19 protein-coding genes and 2 pseudogenes are annotated in these 24,640 nt (G+C 66.5%); 8 read left to right on the forward strand and 13 right to left on the reverse strand.

The genetic code is table 11. The features are described from left to right. Positions 1-53: 53 nt before the first annotated feature. Together L1080_RS01250 and L1080_RS01255 are read left to right on the forward strand one after the other, a co-directional pair. Positions 54-395, forward strand: a complete 342-nt coding sequence (locus tag L1080_RS01250) for a hypothetical protein (RefSeq protein ID WP_250777768.1) — start codon at positions 54-56, stop codon at positions 393-395. 183 nt (positions 396-578) lie between these two features. Further along, positions 579-737, forward strand: a pseudogene (locus tag L1080_RS01255) (phosphate transport system regulatory protein PhoU); the annotation flags it as partial. Between the two features lie 446 nt (positions 738-1,183). Here L1080_RS01255 and L1080_RS01260 read toward each other — a convergent pair. Then, positions 1,184-2,167, reverse strand: a complete 984-nt coding sequence (locus tag L1080_RS01260) for a potassium channel family protein (RefSeq protein ID WP_250777792.1) — start codon at positions 2,165-2,167, stop codon at positions 1,184-1,186. Between the two features lie 81 nt (positions 2,168-2,248). Further along, positions 2,249-2,712 (reverse strand): annotated as a pseudogene (locus L1080_RS01265) (cupin domain-containing protein); the annotation flags it as partial. Between L1080_RS01265 and L1080_RS01270 the strand changes: the two are divergent. Continuing rightward, entirely contained in the window at positions 2,678-2,803 is a 126-nt protein-coding gene (locus L1080_RS01270) for a hypothetical protein (protein ID WP_284709028.1), read from the forward strand. The pseudogene L1080_RS01265 and the gene L1080_RS01270 sit on opposite strands and share 35 nt — an antisense overlap. A 97-nt stretch (positions 2,804-2,900) precedes the next feature. Here L1080_RS01270 and L1080_RS01275 read toward each other — a convergent pair whose 3' ends face one another. The 4 genes from L1080_RS01275 to L1080_RS01290 form a co-directional block, all read right to left on the reverse strand. Further along, entirely contained in the window at positions 2,901-3,980 is a 1,080-nt protein-coding gene (locus tag L1080_RS01275; protein ID WP_250777766.1) for a potassium channel family protein, read from the reverse strand. Between the two features lie 118 nt (positions 3,981-4,098). Beyond that, positions 4,099-4,764 (reverse strand): potassium channel family protein, encoded by a 666-nt coding sequence (locus tag L1080_RS01280; RefSeq protein ID WP_250777764.1) that lies wholly within the window; start codon positions 4,762-4,764, stop codon positions 4,099-4,101. Beyond that, positions 4,757-6,079 carry a TrkH family potassium uptake protein gene (locus tag L1080_RS01285; RefSeq protein ID WP_250777791.1) on the reverse strand — a complete coding sequence of 441 codons (1,323 nt, stop codon included), beginning with the start codon at positions 6,077-6,079 and terminating at the stop codon, positions 4,757-4,759. Before L1080_RS01285 ends, L1080_RS01280 begins: the two co-directional genes overlap by 8 nt. A gap of 270 nt (positions 6,080-6,349) precedes the next feature. After that, positions 6,350-7,180, reverse strand: coding sequence for a sulfurtransferase (locus L1080_RS01290; RefSeq protein ID WP_250777789.1), 831 nt, complete (start codon positions 7,178-7,180; stop codon positions 6,350-6,352). 106 nt (positions 7,181-7,286) lie between these two features. Here L1080_RS01290 and L1080_RS01295 point away from each other — a divergent pair, with 106 nt between their 5' ends. Then, complete coding sequence (locus L1080_RS01295; protein WP_250777762.1) at positions 7,287-8,369, forward strand: beta-mannosidase; 1,083 nt, start codon at positions 7,287-7,289, stop codon at positions 8,367-8,369. A gap of 5 nt (positions 8,370-8,374) precedes the next feature. Here the strand turns inward: L1080_RS01295 and L1080_RS01300 are convergent, their stop codons facing one another. From L1080_RS01300 to L1080_RS01325, 6 genes are all read right to left on the reverse strand, one after another. Then, entirely contained in the window at positions 8,375-10,012 is a 1,638-nt protein-coding gene (locus L1080_RS01300) for a glycosyltransferase family 39 protein (RefSeq protein WP_250777760.1), read from the reverse strand. Then, positions 10,009-11,517: a glycosyltransferase gene (locus L1080_RS01305; protein WP_250777758.1), complete on the reverse strand. Its 1,509-nt coding sequence runs from the start codon at positions 11,515-11,517 to the stop codon at positions 10,009-10,011. Before L1080_RS01305 ends, L1080_RS01300 begins: the two co-directional genes overlap by 4 nt. After that, positions 11,511-12,971, reverse strand: a complete 1,461-nt coding sequence (locus L1080_RS01310) for a hypothetical protein (RefSeq protein WP_250777756.1) — start codon at positions 12,969-12,971, stop codon at positions 11,511-11,513. Before L1080_RS01310 ends, L1080_RS01305 begins: the two co-directional genes overlap by 7 nt. 10 nt (positions 12,972-12,981) lie before the next feature. Continuing rightward, positions 12,982-14,967, reverse strand: coding sequence for a hypothetical protein (locus L1080_RS01315; RefSeq protein WP_250777754.1), 1,986 nt, complete (start codon positions 14,965-14,967; stop codon positions 12,982-12,984). Positions 14,968-15,134: 167 nt separating this feature from the next. After that, on the reverse strand, positions 15,135-17,477 hold the full coding sequence (locus L1080_RS01320; protein ID WP_250777746.1) for a glycoside hydrolase family 65 protein: 2,343 nt from the start codon (positions 17,475-17,477) through the stop codon (positions 15,135-15,137). Between the two features lie 2 nt (positions 17,478-17,479). Then, positions 17,480-18,205: an HAD family hydrolase gene (locus L1080_RS01325; protein WP_250777744.1), complete on the reverse strand. Its 726-nt coding sequence runs from the start codon at positions 18,203-18,205 to the stop codon at positions 17,480-17,482. Positions 18,206-18,376: 171 nt separating this feature from the next. On the opposite strand from L1080_RS01325, the gene L1080_RS01330 reads away from it, so the two are divergent. The 3 genes from L1080_RS01330 (at position 18,377) to L1080_RS01340 (ending at position 21,822) form a co-directional block, all read left to right on the forward strand. Next, positions 18,377-18,865, forward strand: a complete 489-nt coding sequence (locus tag L1080_RS01330; RefSeq protein ID WP_459030167.1) for a chromosome condensation regulator RCC1 — start codon at positions 18,377-18,379, stop codon at positions 18,863-18,865. Positions 18,866-19,399: 534 nt separating this feature from the next. Continuing rightward, positions 19,400-20,077 (forward strand): hypothetical protein, encoded by a 678-nt coding sequence (locus tag L1080_RS01335; protein ID WP_250776902.1) that lies wholly within the window; start codon positions 19,400-19,402, stop codon positions 20,075-20,077. A 368-nt stretch (positions 20,078-20,445) separates the two neighbouring features. Further along, entirely contained in the window at positions 20,446-21,822 is a 1,377-nt protein-coding gene (locus L1080_RS01340; protein WP_250776903.1) for an LCCL domain-containing protein, read from the forward strand. Between the two features lie 26 nt (positions 21,823-21,848). Here L1080_RS01340 and L1080_RS01345 read toward each other — a convergent pair whose 3' ends face one another. After that, positions 21,849-23,708: a serine/threonine-protein kinase PknD gene (locus L1080_RS01345; RefSeq protein WP_250776904.1), complete on the reverse strand. Its 1,860-nt coding sequence runs from the start codon at positions 23,706-23,708 to the stop codon at positions 21,849-21,851. A gap of 436 nt (positions 23,709-24,144) precedes the next feature. On the opposite strand from L1080_RS01345, the gene L1080_RS01350 reads away from it, so the two are divergent. After that, the gene (locus tag L1080_RS01350; protein WP_250776905.1) at positions 24,145-24,492 is read left to right on the forward strand and encodes a DUF732 domain-containing protein; all 348 of its coding nucleotides are present in this window, start codon (positions 24,145-24,147) and stop codon (positions 24,490-24,492) included. Positions 24,493-24,640 lie beyond the last annotated feature (148 nt).

Below are 24,640 nucleotides of genomic sequence, written 5' to 3' on the forward strand. Positions count from 1 at the left end.
GTCGGTGCGATGCTGATCGGTGTCGGCTGCGGGCGGGAGCGTCCCGTCCGTGGATGGTGGCTGCCGGCGTTGCGCTGCTCTTCGTGCCGTGGGGACTTCATCTCCGGCGGCCGATCACCCTGATGCACACGGCCGCCGCCGTGCTGTGTGTCGCCGCCGCAGATTTGGCGTATACGAGTGCGCACGCCGCCGGTGGTGTATGGCTGATCGCGGCCACCGGGCCGGTGTTGATGCTGCCCGTCCGCAGCGTGCCGCAGTCCGGATCCGCCGTCGTCGCCCAGATTGCGGGCACCAGGAACCATGTGGCCATGTTCGCGCTGGCGCTGCGGCAACGCGATCGACGGAAGCGCTCAGCCAGGTGCTGCGGATCGTCGCCGCCGCCGTCGGTTCGGTGAGCGCTTTGGCGTTCCGCCGCTGCTCTGGGAGGAAACACAACATCGGTATGCGTGCTGTCGATGCGAGAGCGACGAGGAGGGGGCCTACTCGATCATGGAGCAAGGATCCGCCCATTAGCCAGCCCTCGAAGCATCCTCGTCCTCCAGTTATCCGACAGACCGATGTGCACCAGGATGAATCCCATGCGGACTAAGTTTCAGGACCAGCTCGATGCGCTGACCGACCGGTTGGCGTCGATGTGTCACCTGGCAGAACAGGCGATCGAGGTGGCGACCGATGCCCTGGTGCGGGCGGACCTGCCCGCGGCCGAGCGGGTCTTCGACCTCAACGAGCAGATCGAGGCGTGGCTCTTGACCTGGATGGGGAAATGTTGTCCTACCGCAGGACTCGCCGATACCGGCGTGGCTCCGCCACCGGGCCGGACCATGAAGAATCTGCCATCGACGACGTTGACGAGTCCCACCGCGACGGAGGTGGCGGTGCCCGGTGACAGTGCCGCTACACGTCGTATTTGCGCCCTGACCGCACGGCTCGAGGTCCGACCGCGCCGAGTTGATGTGTCTGGCCATGCAGCGTGTGCCCGAGGCCCCGGAATGATCGAAGGGCAGTGAACCGCGAGATCTTCCGCAGCGAAAGAAAACCGCGCATCTCATGGCTGGTGGCCTCGAGTCGTTTGCAGAGAGAGTGATTCGGACGCGCCATGTCGGGCGGGTAGGGGCACTGGCCGGTGAGCGTCGCCTAGCCGCGCTCGCGTTGCCGTGTCCGGCGTGCGCAAGTGCTGGTCGCCTCAAGGGTTGACGTGACGGCGTATCGCATCGAGTTCGTCGGGCGTGCCGAGAGTAATGAGGATCGTGCCGGGTTCGAGGGTGATGCTCGGGGCCGGGTTGGCGATGAACTGTCCGGAGGTCGCCCGTATCGCGAGAAGTAGCGCACCTCGCTCGCGCAGTGCCATGTGCCCGAGCGTGTATCCCAACCACGGTGATGTCGGGCCGACCGGGATTTCCTCCATGCGGTAGTCCAGGTTTTCGTCGTGCATCACCACGTCGAAGAATTCGGCGACGTGGGGTTGGAGTGCGAAGGACCCCATCCGGCGGCCGCCGATCAGCTGGGGGTTGACCACCCGGTTGGCGCCGGCGCGGACGAGCTTGGACATCGACCCCTCGTTACGGGCGCGGGCGATGATGACGAGGTCGGGGCGCAGTGCCCGGCTCGAGAGCGTGACGTACACGTTGTCGGCGTCGGTGTCGAGCGCGGCAATCAGGGCCTGGGCGTGCGAAATCCCCGCGGCTTCCAGGGTTCGGTCGTCGGTGACGTCGCCGATGACGGTGGGGTGCTCGATATCGCGTAATCGCTCCGGATCGCGGTCGACGACCACGATGTCGCGGCCGAGGGTGGTGAGGTACTGCGCGCTCGCGGTGCCTACCCGGCCGCATCCGCAGATGATGATGTGGCCGGTCATCCGGCTGATGCGTCGGTCCATTCGCCGTCTTTCCATGTGATGGCGCAGGTGGCCTTCGATGAGGGCCTCGAGGAGGACGCCGAACATGTATAGCGCGGTGCCCACCCCGGCCAGGATGAGGAGCATGGTGAACCACTGACCGACACTGGTAAGGGGGTGCACCTCGCGGAATCCGACGGTCGTGATGGTGGTGACGGTTTGATAGAGGGCGTCGAGGATCCCGAAGCCGAGGAGGAGGTACCCGGCCGTACCGGCGACAACCACCAGCGCGAACGCCAACAGTGCGCGACTGATCCGTCCCAGCGGGCTCACCGCCCTGATTCTTCTCCCGGGTATGCCGGTGAGAGGGCCTTTCGGGTATCGAGACCACTCCGAAGACCGGAATGTCCGGTACCAGTCGGGTTCACCGAATTGCAGCCCATAGCGGTCGGCAACTGCGACGATCTCGGTGACATCCGGTTCGCCGGCGGCGATCAGTTCGGATATTTCCAGGAAGCAATGTTCGAAGCCGGCCGGACTGATGATCTCGATCATCCGCGCCGGGACGGTGCCGGCGTTCCACATGGCGTGCATCTGACCCCGGGGCTTGGTGATGTATCCGCCGGGCCCGAAAACGACCTCCCGGTCGCCGGAGCGGAATCCGATCGCACCCTGCGTCACTATCGAGAATTCGTCCTCCCGCGTATGCAGATGCGGCGGCACCAGCGCACCGACCGGGAACGGGTGCTCGACGACCGACAACACCCCACCGGGTCATGGCCCCAGAGCCTGAATTCGACCCCGATCGGGCCGAGATCACCGGTCTGCCCGGTCCCCGGCGGCATGACGACCAGCGGTGGCGGATCGGTTGCGCTCACGCTTCTCACCTACCCACCGACGTTGACAGATCGGGACACATCTCAACTTTTCGCCGACGGTGCCGGCATGGTCAACGTTCTCGAGGCATAGCCGATCAATGATCGCACCGAGGCGCAGGCGATGAAGAATTCCGCGGGTGGCGATGTGGCAAGAGGGGTGTCCGGGTTATTAAGGACCGCTGGGGTTGTCATTCCGCCTGAGCATCCGTCACCTGCCGGATGTAGAGCAGCTTGTCGCCGGCCACTGTGATCTCGGCCCCGGGTGCTCCGACACGCAGTAGCTGTCCACCGCGTACGACGGCGAGCACGATGTCCGGCAGGTGGCGCGGCGAAGCACCGACCTCGTTCGGTTCGATGCTGCGTTCGGCGATGGCGAAGCCGGTCTCCGGGGTGAGGAGGTCTTCGATGATGTCCACAACGTTCGGGGTTGAGGTTGCGACGCCGAGCAGTCGGCCCGCGGTTTCGGAGGAGACGACAACGGAATCGGCACCGGATCGGCGTAACTGGTGTTTGTTTTCCGCTTCGCGGATCGAGGCGACGATCGTCGCGTTCGGTGCGATCTCGCGCGCGGTGAGTGTGACCAGGACTGCGGTGTCATCGCGGCTGGTGGCGACGATGATCGACGACGCCTGCTGAACGCCGGCGAGTCGAAGCACATCCGATTGTGTGGCCGACCCGTGGACCGTCACGAACCCGTGCCCGGTCGCGGCCTCTAGCACCGTGAGGTCGGTATCGACCACCACGATGTCGGATGCCGGGACACCGTCACCGAGCATTGCGTCGACGGCCGCACGGCCCTTGGTTCCGTATCCGACGACGATGGTGTGATTCCGGGTTCGGCGTCTCCAGCGCTGAATCTTGAAACTCTGGCGGGAGTTCTCGGTCAGGGCCGCGAGGGTGGTGCCGACCAGGACGATGAGGAAGAAGATCCGGAGCGGGGTGATGACAAGGACGTTGACGAGCCGCGCCTGCGCGGTGATGGGCGTGATGTCGCCGTAACCGGTGGTCGAGAGGGACACAGTCGCGTAGTAGAGGCAATCGAGCAGGGAGAGCGGGTCTGCTTGCACGTCGCGGTAGCCGTCGCGATCGAGGTATACCACCAGCACCACCAACGCCAGGGCAGCGAACGCGTAGCCGATCCGGCGGGTGATGGCACGGACTGGACTACTTGGAGTCCGCGGTACCTGCACGATTCCGACGAGAGCGAAGTCGGGGCGCTCGGTCAGCACATCGGATCGGCTGAACCGGGCGCGCAACCTGGTGGGCATTTCCTCGAGTACCTCGTTCTCCTCGCTGAGCTAGAGGGGAAGCCTACGCCCCCTTCCAGTGGGGCGGTTTCCAATCGAACGACGGCGACGACGCTGCTGATTCGCCGCGGCCCCACACTCAAGTGAGGTCGCTGAATCGTTCGGTGTTGCGCACCTGGCCGGAGACGATGATGGTGTCCCCGGGTTCGATGATCGTCTCCGCGGTGGCGTAGGTGAAGTCCTCGCCTGGTCGTTTGATCGCGACGACGGTGACTCCGTATTTGCTTCGGATGGTGGTTTCACCCAACTTCTTTCCCAGGACGGGCGCGGGTGGGGTGGTCTTGACCATTGCGAAGCCGTCGTCGAACTCGATGTAGTCCATCATGCGTCCGCGCACCAGGTGCGCCACCCGCTTGCCCATATCGTGCTCGGGCCGGACGACGTGCTGGACACCGATCTGACGGAGGATCTTCGCGTGCGCAAAGCTGATCGCCTTGGCCCAGATGTTCGGTACCGACATGTTGATCAACGCGGACGCGGTCAACAGACTGGCCTCGAGGTCGGACCCGATTCCCACCACGGCGCGGTCGTAGTCGTGCACCGAAAGCTGACGCAGCGACTCCTCGTCGGTGGTGTCGGCGACGGCGGCGTGGGTGAGTCGATGGGAAATCTTCTGAATCACCGTCTCGTTGCCGTCGATACCGAGCACCTCGGTGCCTTGCTCCATCAATTCGAGGGCGAGGGATTTACCGAACCTGCCCAGTCCTAATACGACAACGACGTCGGAGGACGGTTTCCTAGCCAATGAAGGGCCTTTCTTCGGGGAATTCGTAGCGGCGGTCCCGGTTGCGGGCGGCGAGCGCACTGACCAGGGTGATGGAGCCGATGCGGCCGAGATACATCAGCATTACCAGGATCAGTTGCCCCCAGGTGGGTAGCTGGGCGGTGATACCGGTCGACAGTCCCACGGTCGCGAACGCGGAGACCACCTCGAACAGCAGAACATTGAGATCGAAATCGGTGCCGGCGATCAGCACGATGGTGGGCACCATGACCAGGGCGACGCCGATGAGTGCCACGGACAGCGCCTGCCGTTGCACACGCGGGTTGATTCGACGATCGAAGATGACCACCGACCGCTCGCCGCGCACCTCAGCGACGATCGCGAACAGCAGGAGCGCGAAGGTCGTGACCTTGATGCCGCCGGCGGTGCCGCCGCTACCGCCACCGATGAACATCAGCACGTCTGTCACCAGCAGGGTGGCGGGATCCATCTGGGCGTAGTCGACACTGTTGAATCCGGCCGTGCGGGGCATGATGCCCTGGAACGCGGCGACCATCATTTTCGACCCGAAGTCGTGCTCGCGGAGCGTGTGACCCCACTCGAGGAGCAGTACCAGCGCTGGGCCGATCACCAGCAGCACCGCGGTGACTATCACGGTCAGCCGGGTGTGCAGGCTCAACCGCCGGGAAGTGGTGCGCCGCACCCGCCGGCCAACTTCGAACAGCACCGGAAATCCGATACCGCCGAGAACGACCGCGATCAGCAGTGGGATGCAGATCCACGGGTCGTCGGCAAATCCGATGATGTTGTCGCTGAACAACGCGAAACCGGCGTTGTTGAATGCCGAGATCGAATGAAACACTCCCAGCCACATGGCCCGTCCGGGTGGTTCGTCGTAGCCGACGAAGAAGCGGGCAGCGAGGCACACGGCGGTGGCGGCTTCGATCAGGATGCTGATCCTGATTACACCGACGACGACGCTGCGCACGTCGCCGAGACCGGACGCCCGGACCTCGGCTGCGGCATTGAGCCGTGCCCGCAATCCGATCCGATTGGCGAGAAGCAGCCCGACCACCGAGGCCATCGTCATGATTCCAAAGCCACCGGCCTGGATCAGACCGAGGATGACACCTTGGCCGAAGCCTGACCAGTGGGTGGGGGTGTCGACGACGATGAGTCCGGTCAGGCACATGGCTGAGGTCGCGGTGAACAGGGCGTCGACGAAGCTGGAGTCTGCGCCGGGCTGGCTTGCGGCGGGCAAGAGTAACAACCCGGTACCGATCGCGACCGCGGCCGCGAAACCCAGGGCAACCACCCTGACAGGGGTCAGGGTCATCCTGTTCGCCGTCCGGCGCAGCGGCATCGACGGCGAGGTGCCGGTGCGTGAAGTCACGAAGGAGAGACTAGACCGGCAGCCCGGGCCGCATTCACCATTGCCGGCCCCTGACGGCACAAATGGTAAACGGCCGAAGCGTTGGTTCGGCGGCGGAGACACCGACATTCCGGCCCCTGCGGGCAGTTGTTCGCCTCCATCACCGAAGACTCAGCTCAGCGGCGGTAAAGGTGTCGACCCGGCGCCGACGGCGCACGACACGGAGTCGGTCGGCTAGCGGTCGGTCCCGGTGGCCACCGGACGTTCGGGGTCGTTCGACCACTGCGACCACGACCCCGGGTACAGCGCCGCATCTACACCGGCGAGGGCCAGCGCCGCGATCTGATGGGCAGCGTTCACCCCGGAACCGCAGTACACGCCCACGCGTGCGCCTTGTTCCGCCCCCACCGTGGCGAATCGATCTCGCAGCACATCGGCCGATGCGAACCGGCCGTCGGCAGTCAAATTCTGGGCGGTGGGAGCGCTGATCGCGCCGGGGATGTGACCGGCTCGCGGGTCGACGGGTTCGGTCTCGCCGGTGTAGCGTTCGGCCGCCCGGGCATCGAGTAGCACGCCGTCACCGGCGAGTGCGGCGGCCTCGTCGGCCGTCAACGTCGGGAGATGTCCCGCCTCGAGAACCACGTCACCGGGTGCGTCCGGATGTTCGTCGCCGGAACGGGTGGGATTGCCGGACTCCGTCCATGCGCGGAGACCGCCGTCGAGCAACGTGACCTCGGTGAGACCGGCCCATCGGAGCAGCCACCACACGCGGGCGGCCGCGAGGTTGCCCGTGTCGTCGTACGCCACGACGGCACTCCCGGCGCAGATACCCCAACGGCGCGCCGCGTCCTGCAGCGCGCCGACCGAGGGGAGTGGGTGGCGACCGTCTGCCGGTGTCGCGGGGCCGGCGAGTTCAGTGTCGAGGTCGACGAACACGGCACCGGGCACGTGCGCTTCGAGGTAGTGCCGACGGCCTTCGGTGTCGCCGAGTGCCCATCGAACGTCGAGGAGCACCGGCGGCGCGTCACCGGTCAGCGCCTTCTTCAGTTCGTCCACGGTCACCACAGGTCGCATCACTTGTGCCCTTCCGGTCGGTCCACCGATGTCCGGACCACTGTGACACGGCACCGATCGGTGTACGAGAGCAGAAGTGGCTGGCATCCTCAGACGGATGACGAGATGGTGGCGGGCGGCTCTCATCCTGGTCGTTCTCTTCGGGGTCGTCGCCTGCGACGCGGGGACGTCCGAACGAACCGTCACGCCGACGGCCCGGGTGCAGGCCACCGTGGACGGGCTGACGCTCGACGGCTCCCCGTGGTGGCCGGCCGGTCTCAACGCGTATCAACTGGCTACCGACTGGTCGGTCAATCGTGGGTGCGGCGCCGAGGTCGACACCGACTCGTTCTTCGCGAGCCTGCCCGCGGCCTCGCTCACCCGGTTCAACGCCTTCCATTGGCTCGCGATCGACAAGAAGACCGGTGCACTCGACTTCACCGGAATCGACGCCGTGTTCCGGGCCGCCGAAGCCCATCGACAACTGCTGATTCCGGTCCTCGCCGCCCAGGACGGCGCGTGCGGTGACGAGATATTCAAGACCAGCAACTGGTATGCCGGCGACTGGAAGACCGTCGCGCCGGGCTCGGTGCTGAGTTACCAGGACTGGGTGACGACGGCTGTCGGCCGATGGCGGGACTCACCGTCGCTGGCGATGTGGGAACTGATCGGAGAGCCGGAACCACTGCAGCTCGACCGCACGTGCACCCCGCAGGCGGCGAGCTTGTTGCGCGCGTTCGTCGACGAGGTCGGCGGCAGTGTCCGCGCGCTCGACGCCGAGCACCCGATCACCCTCGGGACGATCGGCGGTGGCCAATGTGGCACGGCGGGTGAAGATTACGCGTATGTCGGCGCCTCGGACGCACTCGATGTCCTGCAATACCACGACTACGGCGCCGACGGAGTGCCGCTGCCGGGCGACCGCTACAACGGTCTGGCGGTGCATCTTCAGCAGGCACGCGGTCTCGGCAAGCCACTTCTCGTTGCGGAGATCGGTCAGAGCGCGGGGGCCGGTTGCGGTTCCGTGGGGGATCGAGCGCGCGACGTCGCGAACAAGCTGGACGGGCAGCGAGAGGCCGGTACTGCCGGAGCGTTGTTGTGGGCGTTCGTCCCCGACCCTCGCCCCGCCGAATGCACCTACGACATCGGTCCCGACGACCCGCTCCGGCGGGTGCTCCGCGAGCGCAACGGCACCCGCTGACCCGACTACAGCACCCGGTACAGCCGCCACGTCGGCTGGTCCTGCCCGTCGTTGGGCACCTCGAGTTCGAGGGTCGCGATGTCTGCGCCGGTCTCGTACAGCGTCGAGTAGCGACGGTTGACCGCATCCGATTCGCCGCGACCGCTGTTGGGTACCGCCAGGAGGAATTGCACGCCATGCTCGGCGGGGCGGTTCAGCACCGAGGTGAAGTCCTGATCGGATGGGATCACGAAGGTGCGGGGACGTTCGGTGGCGGTGTACACCGCGAAGCCGTAGACCGTATCCATCAGGACCGAGCCGTCGGGCAGCGCCAGGGCATCGAGGTACCGGGCCAGTTCACGCTCGGTGGTGAAGCTGGCCAAAATCCGCTGTTCGGTCGCCCGGCGGTCCGAGGTGTCGGTGCTCGACGGGAACACGATGGACCGCAGCGCGTACTGCTGACTCGACAGCGTGGGTGAGAGCATCGACGCCCCGGTGACTGCGGGCGTGAGGACAACGAGGGCTGCGGCGAGGGCGGCCGGAACGGCTGGTGCGCCGGCGAACCGGGTGCGGACGAAACCGGATGGGCCGCGGCGCCGTACGACCAGCGGGTCCCCGGCGGGTACCAGTTGCAGCGCGAGCACGGCCATCAACGGCAACGCGCACAGGTAGAAGCGGAGGAAGGGGAAGGTCATACCGCGCGCGTAACTGTAGGTGGCGAAGCCGAGGACGGACGCCAGGACCACCACCGCCGCCAGCACTTCGAGATCGCGGCGACGCCACGCCAGGGCGGCCGCGATCGGGACGAGCAGCGGGAGGGCGGGCCCGAGCACGAGACTCTCGGCGGCCGAGAACAGCACCGCGTACACGGTGTCGGTGGAGCCGCCGCCGCTCTGAGCAAGGATGCTCGCGTTCCCGTACGTGGACGAGAACTGCTGCAGCGCCTGGCCGGTGATCAACCAGCTGACGGCGGCCCAGACGAAGAAGGCCATGGCAGTGGGCAACCCGACGAGAACGGCGTCGAGAAGGGCGGGCCGCATCTGTGCGCGGCGGTTTGCCCACCCGCGGCGCAGCACGGTGACGGCGAAGACGAAAACGGTGACGGCCAGCCCGGCGGCCAAGGCGTCGTATCGCGCGAGGTAGGCGAGGCCCAGCGCAAACCCCGCGGCAAGAAGATCGTGGATGTCATCGGTGGTGCACCAGCGAATGAGCCGCCGGGTCGCCCAGCACATCATGGCCAGGAACGGTGCCTCGCTCATCCCGTTGCCACCGTAGAAAACGATCATCGGGTTGAGCGCGAACACGGCGGTGACGGTCCAGACCAGCCAGATCGGGCAGCCGCGGTCCGCACCGATCTTGTGGATCTGCACCACCGCGCCGGCCATGAACGGCGCCGACATCAGCACCCCCGTCACCGCCCACGAGGTGAGGTCCGGCCACCAGTGGCTGAGCAGGACGGTGGGCAACTGCACGAGCGCGGTGAGCGGGGTGAACACGAACCCGATGGCCGCCAGATGCGGGTCGCGGCTGAACCACACGCTGCGCGCCGCCGACACCCGGCTGAGCGCATCACCGAGTACGAAGCCCTGACCCACGGTGAGATACAGACCGACACCGAGATAGAGCGCGCTACACCCCCAGAACAACCAGCGCGTCGGCCTCAAGAAGCGTCCCCCGCCCCGGAACTCGTCGAACCGGATGTATTCGGCGCACTGAGACCGTGGAACGTCTTCTCCCAGTACGACGGGTTGCGCACCAACTGGTAGGTGCCCTTGAGGGCGGCGACGCTCATCATCACCCAGTACAGCGGTGTGGTGAGTGCGGCCACGAGTAACGCCGAATTGTGCGTCTCGCGGCAGGCGATCAGATTCATGTACAGCACCGCCGCATTGCCGAAGACGAGCGAGATCAGCGCCGGAAAATACACGTAGGCGGGGAAGATCTGCTGAATCACGGACGGCTGCCCCAGGATCCACGCGAGACTGGTCAACCAGAACACCATGTTGAGGCAGGCGATGAGCGGAGTGCCCGCCATCAGGGTGGTGAACCGGAAGAATCCGACCGGGCCGAGTCCGCGCCACAACCCGACCGGACGGCGCATGTGAACCAGCCAGGTCTGCAGATACCCCTTGTACCAGCGGGACCGCTGCCGCACCCAGTTGATGGCGTCGCTGTTGGCCTCTTCGAGAGTGGTGGAATCCAGTACGGCGGTACGATAGCCCGATTCGGCGATGCGCACACCGAGGTCGGCGTCCTCGGTGACGTTGAACGGGTCCCAGGAGCCGATCTCGTCGAGCACGCTGCGGCGCAGATGATTCGACGTCCCCCCGAGCGGAATGGGTGCGTTGCTGCGCATCAGCCCCGGAAGGATGAACCCGAACCACAGGGCGTAGTCCGCGGTGAACCAGGCGGTGAGCAGGTTCTGCGTTCCGTTGTGGAACGCCAGTTTGGCCTGCACGCAGGCGGTGTCGTCGGGCAGTCGGTCGAAGGCGACGACCACTCGCCGCAGTTGCAACGGATCGGGGTGGTCCTCGGCGTCGAAGATCGTGATGATCTCGCCGGTGGAGAAGTGCAGCCCGTAGTTGCACGCCTTCGGTTTGGTTCGCGGGTCGGCCGGCGGCACGAGGAGGATCGTCACCACATCGCCGACGCCCGCTGCTCGGGCCGCTTCGATGGTGACGTCGTCGTCCTCCTCGAGCAGCAACAGAACCTGGAGTTTGTCGGGAGGATATTTCAGCGCGGCCATCGCCCCGATGAGGTCGGCCACCACTTCCGGCTCGTCGTACGCCGGCACCAGAATCGTGTAGGACGGCAGTTGCTCGTCCGGAACAGCGAGCGCTTCGTCATCGCTGACAGCGACGATGGTGCTGCCGTCGAGCCCACGGCTGAACAGCAGCAGGCGATCGATCATCGTCCCCACATAGCCGAGCGTGCACAGCAGGGTGAGAACGATCAGCGTGGGCGTCAGAAAGAACACGGCCGACAGGATCGTCAGTGCGGCCAGCGCCAGCAGCGTGTTGCGCTGCCACGGGTAGAACGCCACCGACGCCGACGAGAGCGGATGCCTCTCCCGCAACCCGTTCACGGCATCGTGCAGGGCCGCCGCCCGAAACTCGGCGTCGGAGTGCACGCCGTCGTCCAGGGCGTACGCACTTTCCCGGGTCACCATTGCTGCTCCTTCACGATTTCCCCCGCCAAGGTCACCAGCATGTCGCGGTCCTTGTATTCCGGCTCGGTGTCGGACACCGCATTCTGTCCGCGGAGCAGCACGGCCAGCGTATTGGCACCGTTGGTCGCCATGGACGGCGCCGGTTCGGGGAACTGCGCGTCGGGTTCGTGGTTGTCGACGCTCACGAGCGTGACGCGCTGGGTCAGCTCCGGGCTCCGCACCCACACGAAATTGAGATTGCTCCAGGTGAGCAGGAGGGCATCGTCGACGATGGTGTACATCTCCGCCACGACACCCCGCCCGATGTCGATCGCGACCTTGGGGCTGACCCGCGCGTTCTCGAGTTCGTACATGGTCGGGCTGGGATACACCTCCAGCGTGCTGGGCCTGCGGACCGAGAGCACGTCGACCTGGACCGTGCGGTTGCGGTTCTGGGTATCCCATGCGGGGTTCGGCTCGGTGGTGCGGATGGTCTGGCGGGTGAGTTCCGAAGTGACACCGAAGTATCGACGCGGCCACGAATATTCGGTCACCGCATGTTGTTCCCATCCGCCGGGGACGAGGATTCCCGCGGCGGCGGACGGTGGTGGGCCGGGGGAGACGGGGGTGAGCTTCTGGTCCGGGAGCGGCGGGATGAACATCACCAGCGCCACCGCGAAGACGGCGACCGTGGTCAATCCGCTCGTCGGTGTGGTGGGACGCCGCACCGGCCGGTCGAGCGGTGTCATCGGGCCACCGCGCCTCGTGTACACGTAGAACGCGATCCCGACCAGAATGGCACTGCCCAAGGCCGGACCGAGCTGGACGACGAACAGCGGTGCGGTCGGGAAGCGCTGCACCGTGAGGTAGAGGGCGATCGTGCCGAGGAGAACGGAGGCGGCGAAGCCCGCGACCGCCCGCCGGTTGCTGCGGTTGACCGCGATGGCCGCGGCCCCGGACGCGAGAACCACCATGATGAGCCCGAACGCGAATCGGTTGCCCCCGAGCAGGACCCCGAGAGTGCGGTAGGGAAGGGGAAACAGCCCGATCCCCAGTAACCACACGGGCCAGAAGCGGCTGACCGATCGCAGTCCGAATACCAGGATCGCGGCACTGAACAGGAACACCCACGCCGCGACCACGTCGAGGTGCATCAACTGGTAGTTCTCCGCGTACCGAGGCATCAGCAGCATGCGAATACCCAGCGACACGAGCAGACCGATGCCGCCCACGATCTTGTCGGTCTGACGGTCGTGGATCGGCAACTCGTTGTTCCGCCGTAACGAAATTCCGATGGCCGCGGTGATGCAGAGAAAGGGCACGACGAAGACATAACCGATGGCCGTGCCCTCGGCCGCGCTGAACCACACGTCTTGCCAGGTCTTCCAGAATCCGAGGACGGTGGCCGCCCCGATCAGGATCCAGCGGACGGCCAGGCGCCAGGATGCGTCGAACGCGGGATGTCGAGTAACCATGGAGGAGACGTCACCGCGCAGCGGTGCGCGAGCGACGTGACCGCAGGAGCGCCACCACTGCCACCACGACACCTGCCAGGAAGAGCGCCCCGCCTACCGCAAGTACCCACACCAGCGCCGCGGATATCCCCGAAGAGACGGAACTGCTGCCGCTTCCCGGCACGGACAGTTCAACCGGGTCCCGGTCGGCGGCCGTGAACAGGACGTCGCCGTCGAGGCCGGCCCACCGGTCGGGTGAGCTACGCAGCCACTCGAGCGTGCGGTCGAGTTCCCCCGGCACACCCGTGGAGCCGGCGACGACCAGCTGCCGCTTCCCGTCGAACGATGTTTGCAGCGAAGCGAAGTCGATCGGTGCCCCCAGGGTGACCGCCGCGGATTCGTCGGTCGACGGGTCCGTGAGCTCGAGCGTGGTGTCCTCGGTGCGTTCGAGTGGCAGCGGCACACTGTCGGGCAGAGCGCCGTCGGCCGCGATGAGAATGGCGGGCATACCGGACTCGATCGCCTCGTCCAGGGACACCCAGCGGGGGTCGAGTTGGATGGTGGTCAACGACTGCAGTCCTGCGACGACGGCCACCGCGCGGGCAGTGTCGTCGAACCCACCGACCGTACCGGCCACGTCGACCCCCGGCAGTAATGACTGCGGCAGAGCCTGGAAGCCTGTCGGATTCGGCTCTTTCGACGGTTCGCTGGTGACCTCGCTGTCGGGGTCGATGGTGAGGGTGACGGGTTGCTCCGTGCCGCAGTGGTTGGTGGCACCCGTGGTGTCCAGGGCGACGGTGAGGGTGGTGACCCGGCGCAGGGCGTCGTCGGGGACGTCGATCCAGCGATCGATGACTCCACTGGGTTCGGCCGCCCAGCTGTCGAGCGTGTACTCGCCCGCGGTCACCGAGAGAAGCCCGCTTCGGTCCTCGGACAGTGGGGTGTACGCGCCTTGCGCGTTGACCCGCAACGACCCCGACGCCCGGCCGAGTCGGCTCTGATCCACGCCCACGGCCACCTCTGCCCGCCCGCTGGACGTGGCGACGAGGTTCGTTTGGCCGAGATTCCGCAAGGTGGTGGAGGTGGGAGCAAGTATCGACGGACGATCCATCGACCCGGCGATGGCGCGGGCGTCGACGGCCACCGCAGCGACCTTGCTGGTGACCAGTCGAACCTGATCCTGCAGGGTGGCGTCGTCTCCGTTGAGGCGTAAGGCCGAACCGCCTCCGGGCAGGGGAACCAATTCTGTTGCGGGCTCGCCGCTCTCCCGGATGATCACCGACCGCTCGAACGGGCCGCCGGAGGCAGGCAGCAATGGCAGGCCCTCCGGTAGTTTTCGGACGTCGACGCGCACGGGCTGGGCACCGTAGTAGGCGACCACCGCCCCGGCGAGGTCGAGGGCGGCGGCGCTCTCGGTTTCGGTGGGGTCGCCAGGAATGTAGAGGACGAGCTGCTGCAGAACCGGCGGCAGGAAGTCGGCCACCACAGCCGGATCCGCGGGTGCGCCGCTGTAGCGGACCGTGACGTCCCGCAGGGTGAGGCCACGGCTCGACCAGGCCTCGGGGCAGAAGTTGTCGATCGGGATGAGCGTGCTGCGCAGAGTGACCGCCACGGCCTGATCCGTGACCTCGGCGCCGGTGAGCGGAATCGATATCGGCGCGGTGGCAGCGGGAGCACCAGGAAGATCCACCCGGGCCAGCGACCGGTCCGCCGATTCGACGTCGATCCAGGCACGTCCCACGTTGCCCGGAAGATCGGCCACCGCCTCGAGCGTTGTGGGGGTGAGGCCCTGAGGGACGGGTACCGTGACGGTGACCGCGTCCTGATTGCCCTGGAACGGAACGGCATCACCGAAACCGAGTGCGCGGGAACCGAGACTGACCGAATCGGCGGGTGCCGGCTGGTCTGCGGGGTCCTGCGCGTACGCAACCGGCATCGGCAGGAGGACGATTCCGCACGCGGCCAGTACAGCAACGAGTCGGGCAACACGCGGTCGTGCGGACACTGCGACGGGCATCGGCGACTCTTTCGGTGCAGGACGAATCAGTAGGTGGGGCATACGGTACAAATGGGACGTCCGTCCAGGACGCTACCCTGTGACCTCATACCCCGGTCTACCGAACCTGAACCACCACCTCGCCGAACGCTGTTCCGCCGGCGCGGAGTGTGAGCCTCCGATGGCCGCTACCCGCGATGAACGGGCGCACGACCGTACGGTTGCCGGACGGCGGGGCTGTCCGGTGCCGCGGGGATCGGTTTGGTGACCGGGGAGGCGTCCAACGTGAATGTGCTTCCGTGGTGCGCCAACTGGAGGGGTTCGCCGGAGATCAGCCGATACGTCGCCACCAGCGGACGGACATCGACGTGTATTGCGCTGCCGCGCACGGTCATGCGGAACGATAATCGCGTCAACTGCGGCGGGATCCGGGGTGCGAACGTCACGTCACCGTCGTGGTCCCGCATGCCGCCGAATCCGGCGACGCAGGCCGTCCAGGTACCCGCCAGGGAGGCGATGTGAAGTCCGTTCTCCACGTTGGCATGGAGGTCGTGGAGATCGGTGAGCGCGGCCTCGGCCAGGTAGTCGTAGGCGAGTTGCAGGTGTCCGACCTCCGCGGCCATGACCGCCTGGACGCACGCCGACAGGGACGAGTCGCGGACCGTGAGCGCCTCGTAGTAGGCGAAATTGGCGATCTTCTGCTCGGGGGTGAAGGCATCACCACGCAAATACATCGCCAGCACCAGGTCTGCCTGTTTGACCACCTGTTTGCGGTACAGGTCGAAGTACGGGTAGTGCAGGAGCAGGGGATAGTGCTCGGGCAGGGTGCCCTCGAAGTCCCATTCGTCGTGATGGGTGAAGCCCTCGGACTGCTGATGCACGCCCAGTGCGGCGTCGTACGGAATGCGCATGTGCTCGGCCGAGTCCCGCCACCGTGCCGCTTCCTCGTCGTCGACGCCGAGCTCGCGAGCCTTGGCGGGTCGCCGCTCGCACGCGGTGGCCGCGTCGCGGAGGTTCTTCTGCGCCATGAGATTGGTGAACACGTTGTTGTCAGCGATGGCCGTGTATTCGTCCGGTCCGGTGACACCGTCGATGCGGAATTCGCCGCGGGAATTGTGGTGGCCGAGGGTGGCCCACAACCGTGCCGTCTCGACCAGCAGTTCGAGCCCGCATTCGTCCTCGAACTCGGCGTCGTGGGTGGCGGCCAGATACCGCGACGTCGCGACCGCGACATCGGCGCCCACATGGAATGCGGCGGTTCCGGCGGGCCAGTATCCGGAACACTCGTCACCGGTGATCGACCGCCACGGAAAGACGGCACCGCCCTGGCCGAGTTGCAGGGCCCGCCGCTTCGCCTTGTCCAGGGTGGAATGTCGCCAGCGCAGGGCGTCACGTGCCGAGTCGGGCACGGTGTAGATGAGCAGCGGCAGCACGAACGTCTCGGTGTCCCAGAACGCGTGCCCGTCATAGCCGGGGCCGGTCAGGCCCTTCGCGGGAATGGCGCGCGACTCACCGCGCGCACCGGCCTGCAGCACGTGGAACAGGGCGAAACGCACCGCCTGCTGGAGTTCCGCGTCACCGTCGATCTCCACGTCCGCGGTTTCCCAGAAGTCGTCGAGGTATTCGCGTTGGCGGCGCAGCAGCTCGTCCCACCCGGTTTCGAGCGCACCGGCCAGGGCGCCCTCGACCTGCCCGCGCAATGCTGGTGTGGACCTTCGGGCCGACCATCCGTAGGCCAGATACTTGGTGACCCGTAGTCGCTGTCCGCTCGGCACATCGGCGGCAACGGTGAGGCGGGCGAGGTCCGTTTCGGTCTCGATGCCGCAGCGGGCATTTGCCGGGAGGTCGATCTCGTGGTCCATGCCTGCGGCCATGCGCAGTCCCGAGCTCCGCGTGTGGTGGGCGAGTACCGCTCGGAAGTCGTGGGCGGCGGCGAAATCGGAGATCAGCGGGTTGTCCAGGGCTGCGGCGACTCTCGGGTCGTCCGTCCGCGCCGGGATCGGCTCGTTGGCCAGGAGGTCCGATTGCAGGACGAGTTCGATGTCCCCGTCGAGTGGTTCCACCTCGTAGTGGATGGCGGCGACCGCACGGGAGGTGAACGACACCAACCGCTCCGAATGGATGCGCACCCGTCGGCCGGTCGGGGAGGTCCATTCGGTGGTGCGGCGCAGTGTGCCGGACCGGAAGTCGAGCACTCGCTCGTGGTGTGTGGCACTGCCGTACCGCATGTCCAGTGGTTCGTCCTGCACCAGCAACCGGATGATGCTGCCGTCGGTGACGTTGACTACCGTCTGGCCGTCCTCGGGATAGCCGTAGCCCGCCTCGGCGTAGGGCAGCGGGCGTTGCTCGTAGAAACCGTTCAGGTAGGTGCCGGGCAGACCCCGGGGTTCACCCTCCTCGAAGGTGCCCCGAATACCGATGTGTCCATTGGAGAGAGCGAAGGTCGACTCGGTGGCGTGGAGTGCCTGCAGGTCCAGTCCGCGCCAGCGCAGCTGCCACGGCGAAATCTCGTAGCCCTTGTCGTCTGCCATGCTCACCTTTCCAGCAGTTCGGCCAGGTCGTTGACCACCACGTCGGCGCCGTGCTCGCGGAGGGCTTCGGCTTGATCGTTGCGGTTCACGCCGACAACGAATCCGAACTCACCGGCGCGTCCCGCTTCCACCCCGGAGAGGGCGTCCTCGAACACGGCCGCCTGATCGGGATGGACGTTGAGGGCGCGTGCCGCGGCGAGGAAGGAATCCGGTGCAGGCTTGCCGCGGAGTTCCTGATCGCGGATCACCACGCCGTCGATGCGCACGTGTACATATCGGCTGAGGTCGGCGGCGTCGAGGACTTGCTTTCCGTTCGCCGACGACGTGACCACCGCGATCTTCAAGCCGGCGTCGTACGCGGACTTGATGTATCGCACCGAACCGGGGTACGGGCTCACCCCCTCCTCGTCGATCACCCGCAGAAGGCGGACGTTCTTGGTGTTGCCGACACCGTTCACCGTCTCCGCGCCCGCCGGATCGTCGGGGAGTCCCTCCGGCAGCGTGATCGCGCGGGAGGCGAGGAAGGTGCGCACCCCGTCGGCGCGGGGCCGGCCGTCGACATAGTCGTAGTAGTCCTGGTCGGTGAACGGCCGAAAATTCGCGCCCTCGCGATGCTTCAAGAACTCGTCGAACGTGCGTTTCCAAGCCTTGCGGTGTAGCACCGCCGTGCCGGTGAGCACACCGTCGAGATCGAACAAACAGGCCGAGATCGCATCAGGCAGTCCCATCACCTTCTCGACGGTACCGCCGTCGCCGGTGGTTTCGCCGAGGCGCGCGCGGGTGTCGGTGGATCGGAATCGGGTCGGTCTCGATTTCGGCCGAAACCGGACAAACCATACCGTTCGGACTGTAGGTTCCGCCGTGACCGGTAAATAGATGTGCAAACGAAGGAGCTGTCCTTGAAACGCTTGGTGGTAGCCGCCGCAAGTTGCGCACTCCTCACCTTGTCGGCGTGCGGATCCGACACCGAACCGACACCGACCTCCGAAACCTCCAGTTCCACCACCAAGGCCACGACGACCTCGGCCACCTCGACGACGAAGACCTCGGAGTCGGCCCCGCCCGCCGTGCCGCCCGGGTCGAACGACGGTGGCGGCGGTGCGCCGGGCGCAGGGTCGGGCGGCGGTGGCGGGCAAGCCCCCGCCGCCGGTCAGCCGGCGCCCGTGAATCCACCGCCCGCAGTCGTCGCACCGCCGCCGGCGCCGGTGATCCCGCCGCCACCGGTCGTTGTACCGCCTGTGGTGCCGCCGCCCGCGGAAGGTGAGGATCCGCCTCCGGTCGAGGGTGAGGATCCGCCGGTGGAGGGCGAGGATCCGCCGGTCGAGGGTGAAGACCCGCCGGTGGAGGGCGAGGATCCGCCGGTCGAGGGTGAAGACCCGCCAGCCTAGTGCGGTAGCCGAGGCGCCTCTTTACGACGCACCCCTCCCCGCGGATACGCATGAATCATGCCGTGCCCGCGGGGAGGGTGCGTCAGAGTCGTCACAGCTCGCCGATGCGATCGGCGAGTAGTTCGCAGTACGTGCGCGCAGATCCCGGCGCGGTGCGCACCCCTTGCCCGGTGTGATTTGACTGGTAGACGTGTCTTATTCAGAACTTGCAGTATTCGTTCGACGGTCAGGAGTTCGCCGATGCGTGAGGCGGAATTGCCACCGCTCTCACATATGGTCCGGGCATAGCAGGTGTGGATTACCGCCATGCCACAACGGATCCCGCAGCGGCGGTCATCGCGCGACTCGGTAAAGAGATCGCCGAGCATCATTACTTGGAGTCAACGATTTCGACGTCGCGTGTCCGCCGGCATCGGACCCCACGGTGTCTTGCGTGGTCTGGGCGACCATCACCAGTTTTCGTTAAGAATCCGACAAGCGGCATCCCAGATCCTTTTCGTACCTGCCACAGACAACTCGCGAAAAGGGCCCGCCATGTTCCTCAAGTCCGTCAAGTCCGCCGCTTGTGTCGCCACCGCCACACCGGCGCCCCGAAACACCGGTTCGATCATGAAACCCGCAGTTCTGCGCGCCGCGATGTGTGTCGGCGCTGCGGTTCCCCTGGTGCTGCTCGGTCACGGGATAGCCTCGGCCGCAACTATTGAGGTCTATGGGGGCGCCGGCGAGGTTGAAGTGTATGTAACCGACGGTACGCCCGGGGAGAACTGCCTGGTCACCGACAACGGCTACACCTTTGGTGACGTGGTGGATGATGCGGGGTTTCTGGCTATCTTTATTCCAGCTGAGCCCGGCGACCACCAGGTGACTCTGGCGTGCGACAGCAGCGGGGGCTACGGCCAATGGGTCACGGTCGCACCCACCGGCCCCGGTCCGGGACCAGCCCCAGCACCAGCACCCGCCCCCGGACCCGCCCAGGGCTACTACGCCAACATCTATGGCGGTCCCGGCGGTGCCGACATATTCATTACGGGCGCCGCGCCCGGCGAGACATGCATAGCCACCACCGACGCGAACGAGGCACTCTTCCTCGACGGAGTGGTGGATGGCACCGGCTCTCTCACTCTGTATTTCGGTACTCCTCCCGGCGACCAGACCGTGACTGTGGTGTGCGACAGCAGTGGAGCCGTCGCCCAATCGATCACGGTCACCTGACGGGCGTCGTCACCGGATTCTGGTCGGCGTCGTCACCCATACGCCCGCCGACGCCTTCTTCACCGAACGCGATGTGCTTGCCTGACCGACTGTCCGCCCCGCAATGTCGGGTGGCCGGGAGGCGTTATCCAGCGTCGAGTACCTCGCCGGAGACTCTGGTGAGCGCGTCACCCCGCCAGCGTCGTTGGAGCAGGAATTGGGGATTAGTCGCGGTCAGCGGGACCGTGGACCCATGGACCGGGTTTGTCGTTTCCCTTCTGCGCAAGCCGGGCAGCCACCTGTGCCATCGACACCGGGGGTCGTGGGGACCGGTTTTCGGGGGTATCGTTAGCGAAAATCCGGCGGCATTGGTTCGACGGCGGTGCACCATGAGCGACGATCCGGGTTCGCCAGGCAGCCCGCACTGGCAACCCCGCGGGCCCGAGTGGCAACCTCAGGGCCAACAGTGGCAACCGCACGCCCAGCAATGGCAACCGCACGCCCAGCAATGGCCGCCCGCCGGTGGGCAGCCCCCGGGTCCACCGCAACCTCCACCTCGTCGTTCGCGGGGCGGTGGCCGGTGGCCTCTGCTGGTCGGGTTGCTTGCCGCCATGCTGATCGGAGTGCTCGTCGGCGGCTATCTGTTGTTCGTGAGGGGCGACGCGGATGAGGGTGAGGTGTTGCTCGAGGCGGCGGCATCCGAAGGGCCGTTTCCGTGGACGCCGCCGATAGCGCCCCCCGATGCGCCGACCGCGCTTCCGGAGACGATGCCGACGGTGGCTGCCGATGCGCCGGATCCGGGGCGGCCCGGATTGATCGCCGTGCCGGGCGACCGAACCGGAATCTACGGTGGCTCCCTCGAGTTGTCGGTCTGCGACAAGCCGAAACTGATCGGATTCCTCGAGCAGAATCCGGGGCAACGGGCCGCGTTCGGCGAGGTGTTGGGTATTTCCGACGTCCGCGCCTATGTCGAGTCGCTCACGTCCGTGATTCTCGGTTCCGATACCCGGGTGACGAATCACGGGTACGAGAATGACCGCCCGACACCGTTGCAGTCCGTGCTGCAAGCCGGGACGGCAGTCCTCGTCGACGACCGCGGTGTGCCGCGGGTCCGGTGCCAGTGCGGGAATCCGCTTTTGCCGCCGCAACCCACCAAAGCAGCCCCGACCTACACCGGGCAGCAATGGCCGGGTTTCGAACCCGACAAGATCATCGTCGTGCAGCCCGCGCCCGCACCCATTACCGAGTTCACGGTCATCAACATCGTGACGGGGGCACCCGTGGTAATCAACGCCGGCAGCGGCACACCGCAGCAACCGACGAGGACGCCGACCACGACGGCGCCACCCCCGCCGCGGACGACAGCGGCGCCACCGCTCCGGACGACGGCCGCGCCACCCCCGCCGCCACGGACCACGGTCGCGCCACCCCGGCGAACGCAGCCGCAGACAACGCAGGCGCTGCCACCCGCCGACTGGAGTATGACCGCCGAGGCTTTCCGCGGCGAGGACGGAGGACAAGCGTCGTTCGGCTGCCCGGCCGGAGGAACCTTGGGCAGCGTGTGGGGCACCGGCCTCTACACGGATGACTCGAGCGTGTGCACGGCCGGTGTGCATGCGGGGGTCATCTCCCAGCAGAGCGGTGGTGTGGTGATCATCCAGATCTCTCCCGGTCTCAGCTCGTACCAAGGTTCGACAGCCAACGGTGTCACGTCCCAGGACTGGGGAAACTGGTACGGGTCGTTCGAAGTCGTCGGTGGTGGCTGACCGTGGACCGGCTGGCAGGGAGAACATCAACTGTCGTGGGCCAGTTGCAGGACCGTGTTGCCGTCGGTGACGAAGAGGTCGCCGGTGGCCCTGACAGCGACCCAGATCGGGTGGCGCAGACCGGTGAACGGCACCACAGTCGGGGTGTCGGCACCCGCTCGAAGTTCGGCAACGCGGCCGTTTTGGTAGTCGGCGACGGACAGGTCGCCGGTGGCATCAACCGCCACACCGGTGGGGGACGCCAGCGCTGTGAACGGCAGCACGGTCTGGTCGGTTGCGCCGGCGGACAGGAAGACCACGCGATTGTTGCCGGTATCGGTGACGAATACGTCTTCCCTGGAGTTGACCGCCACGCCGACCGGTCCGTGAAGGTCGGTGAACGGCAGTTCTTGTTGGCTCGCGGCGCCGGCGGGTAGCGCGACAATCCTGTTGTTGTTGTTGTCGGCGACGAAAAGGTGTCCGCCTTCGCTGACCGCCACCCCGGCGGGCCCGGCCAGGTCGGTGAACGGGAGCACCGTCTGGGATTCGGCTCCGGCATCGAGTTTCAGCACCCGATTGTTGCGTGTGTCGGCCACGAAGACGTCGCCGGCGTCATTGGTCGCGACCCCCGAGGGGTGGTCGAGGTCGGTGAACGGGAGTACGTCCTGGGCGTCGGAGTTCGCGGCCAGTTTGAGGATTCGATTGTTGTCGGCATCGGCGACGAAGAGATCTCCCGCGGTATTGACGGCCACGCCGACCGGGGAGTTGAGGCCGTTGAACGGCAGCGTGGTCTGCGTCGGTGCCCGGTTTCCCCAGTAGATGAACGCCACCGCGGCGCTGCCGGCCAAGAGTGCGAGGCAGGCTAGCGAAAGTAGAACGTACACCCGGTTTCGCCGCTGTGGCACGCTGACCGTCTGCGGTGGGGGTGGTTGCTGCGTCTGCCGGGGCGGCGGTCGCCAATGTTGTGGTGAGATCGGCTGCCGAGCCGTCTGGGCGGTGGGTGTGCCGTGCGTTGTCGTCTGCGTTCGCCAACTGGTGGACTGGGCCGTATGCGAGGACTGCACGTTCGACAGGGCAAGCTGAACGCCTGCTGAGAGTGCGCGGCAGGTCGGCAGCCGGTCTTCGCGCCGCTTCGTCAACGCTGCGGAGACGATGTCGTCGATGGCAGACGGAAGATCACCGCGCACAGTGCTGATCCGCGGCGGTAGTGAATTGAGATGGCCGCGCATGACTTCCTGCGTGCTTCCGGTAAACGGGGGGCGTCCGGTGAGCAGGCAAAATAGCGTGCACCCCAACGCATACACATCTGCGCGGGGGTCGAGTGGGATGCCCTGGAAAGCCTCGGGCGCCGAGTACTGCAGGGTGGCCACCAGCGACCCGGTTCTGGTCAGGTGCTGCGTCTCGTCGAGCGCCTTGGCGATGCCGAAATCGGTGAGGAGTACCCGCTCGGGTTGCTCGGCGCCCGACGTGCCCAACAGAATGTTCGCCGGTTTGACGTCGCGGTGAAGCACGTCGTTCTCGTGCGCGTAGTCCAGGGCTTTGGCGGTTTCGGCAATAATGTGGACGGCGCGCGTTAGGTCCATCGGACCCTCATTCAGTGCCACCGCGGCGTCGGTTCCGGCGACGTATTGCATAGCAATCCAGTGTTGATTTCCTTCCTGACCGCGGTCGAAGACGGACACGATATTGGGGTGTTCCAGGCGTGCCACATGGTCGGCTTCGAGCTCGAAGCGGGAGCGGAAATAATCGTCGGTGGTCAGGCTCCGGTCCAGCAGTTTGAGGGCGGTGTTCCGGGGCAGGTGAGGATCGCGAGCGAGGTACACAGCGCCCATCCCGCCGATACCCAGCACGCGTTGGATGGTGTAGCCGGCGAACACGTCACCCGGCTCGAGTTCCGCACCACCCATCGGCAACACCGCCTTCGATCAGACCGCTGCGCGGTCTGTGAGCCACTCAGAGTGTAGGACTCCGCAGACTCACGGGGCGGCAGAGTCGGTCGGTCACGCCATCCGCCTCGGCCGTCGCGGCAGAGGTGGATGCCTCCGCCGCCCCGCGGCGTTCCACCTGCCGCCACGACCGCTTCGGCCGCCGATTCCGACCCGGGCGAGCGGACATCCAACGCGGATCGGATCGGCTCGGGATCCGCCGAGGCCCGTCGAGCCCACGGTGCCGACGGGAGGCGGCATCGAACCCGAACCCATCGACGCGGCGGTCCTCTCGCTGTGACCAGCGCCAGGCCCGTGTCGGGCTCGCGGAGACCTCACAAGTTTTCCTTCAGAATTCGACAAGCGACATCCCAGATCCTTTTCGTACCTGCCAAGCACTCCCAGAAAAGGACCCGCCATGTTTCCCAAGACCGTCAAGTCCGCCGCTCGCGTCGCCGCCGTCACCGCCGTGTTCGGCGTCGCCACCGTGGGTGGGGTCGGCGTCGCCAACGCCACCAGCCATCTTGCGCCGGAGGAGGTTTACCTCACCGCCCTCGACGAGGAGGGCATCCCCTACAGCTCGGCCTACTACGCGGTGGCGACCGCCTACGCGGTCTGCGGGGACTTCGAGAGCGGCTACGACTTCTACGACATCGGACTGGATTTCCTGAGTGAGTCCTCCTACTCGGCGTACGAGGCGGGCTTCATCATCGCCGACGCCGTGACGGTGTACTGCCCGCAGTACACCTACGCGCTCCCCGTCTGATCCCGCCGACCGCCCGCCCCGGGTGAGTGGGTTGCCGCACGGGGCGAAACCGGTTCGGTGGGGTGTTGCCCGTCGGTGCCGTCCCCACGGCGGCTTCCGCGACCGGCACACGCAGCGTCCGCACCAGCGATGCCGACGAGGCGGGGCA

It is taken from the genome of Rhodococcus sp. MSC1_016, assembly GCF_023667485.2.
Lineage (GTDB): Bacteria > Actinomycetota > Actinomycetes > Mycobacteriales > Mycobacteriaceae > Rhodococcus_F > Rhodococcus_F oxybenzonivorans.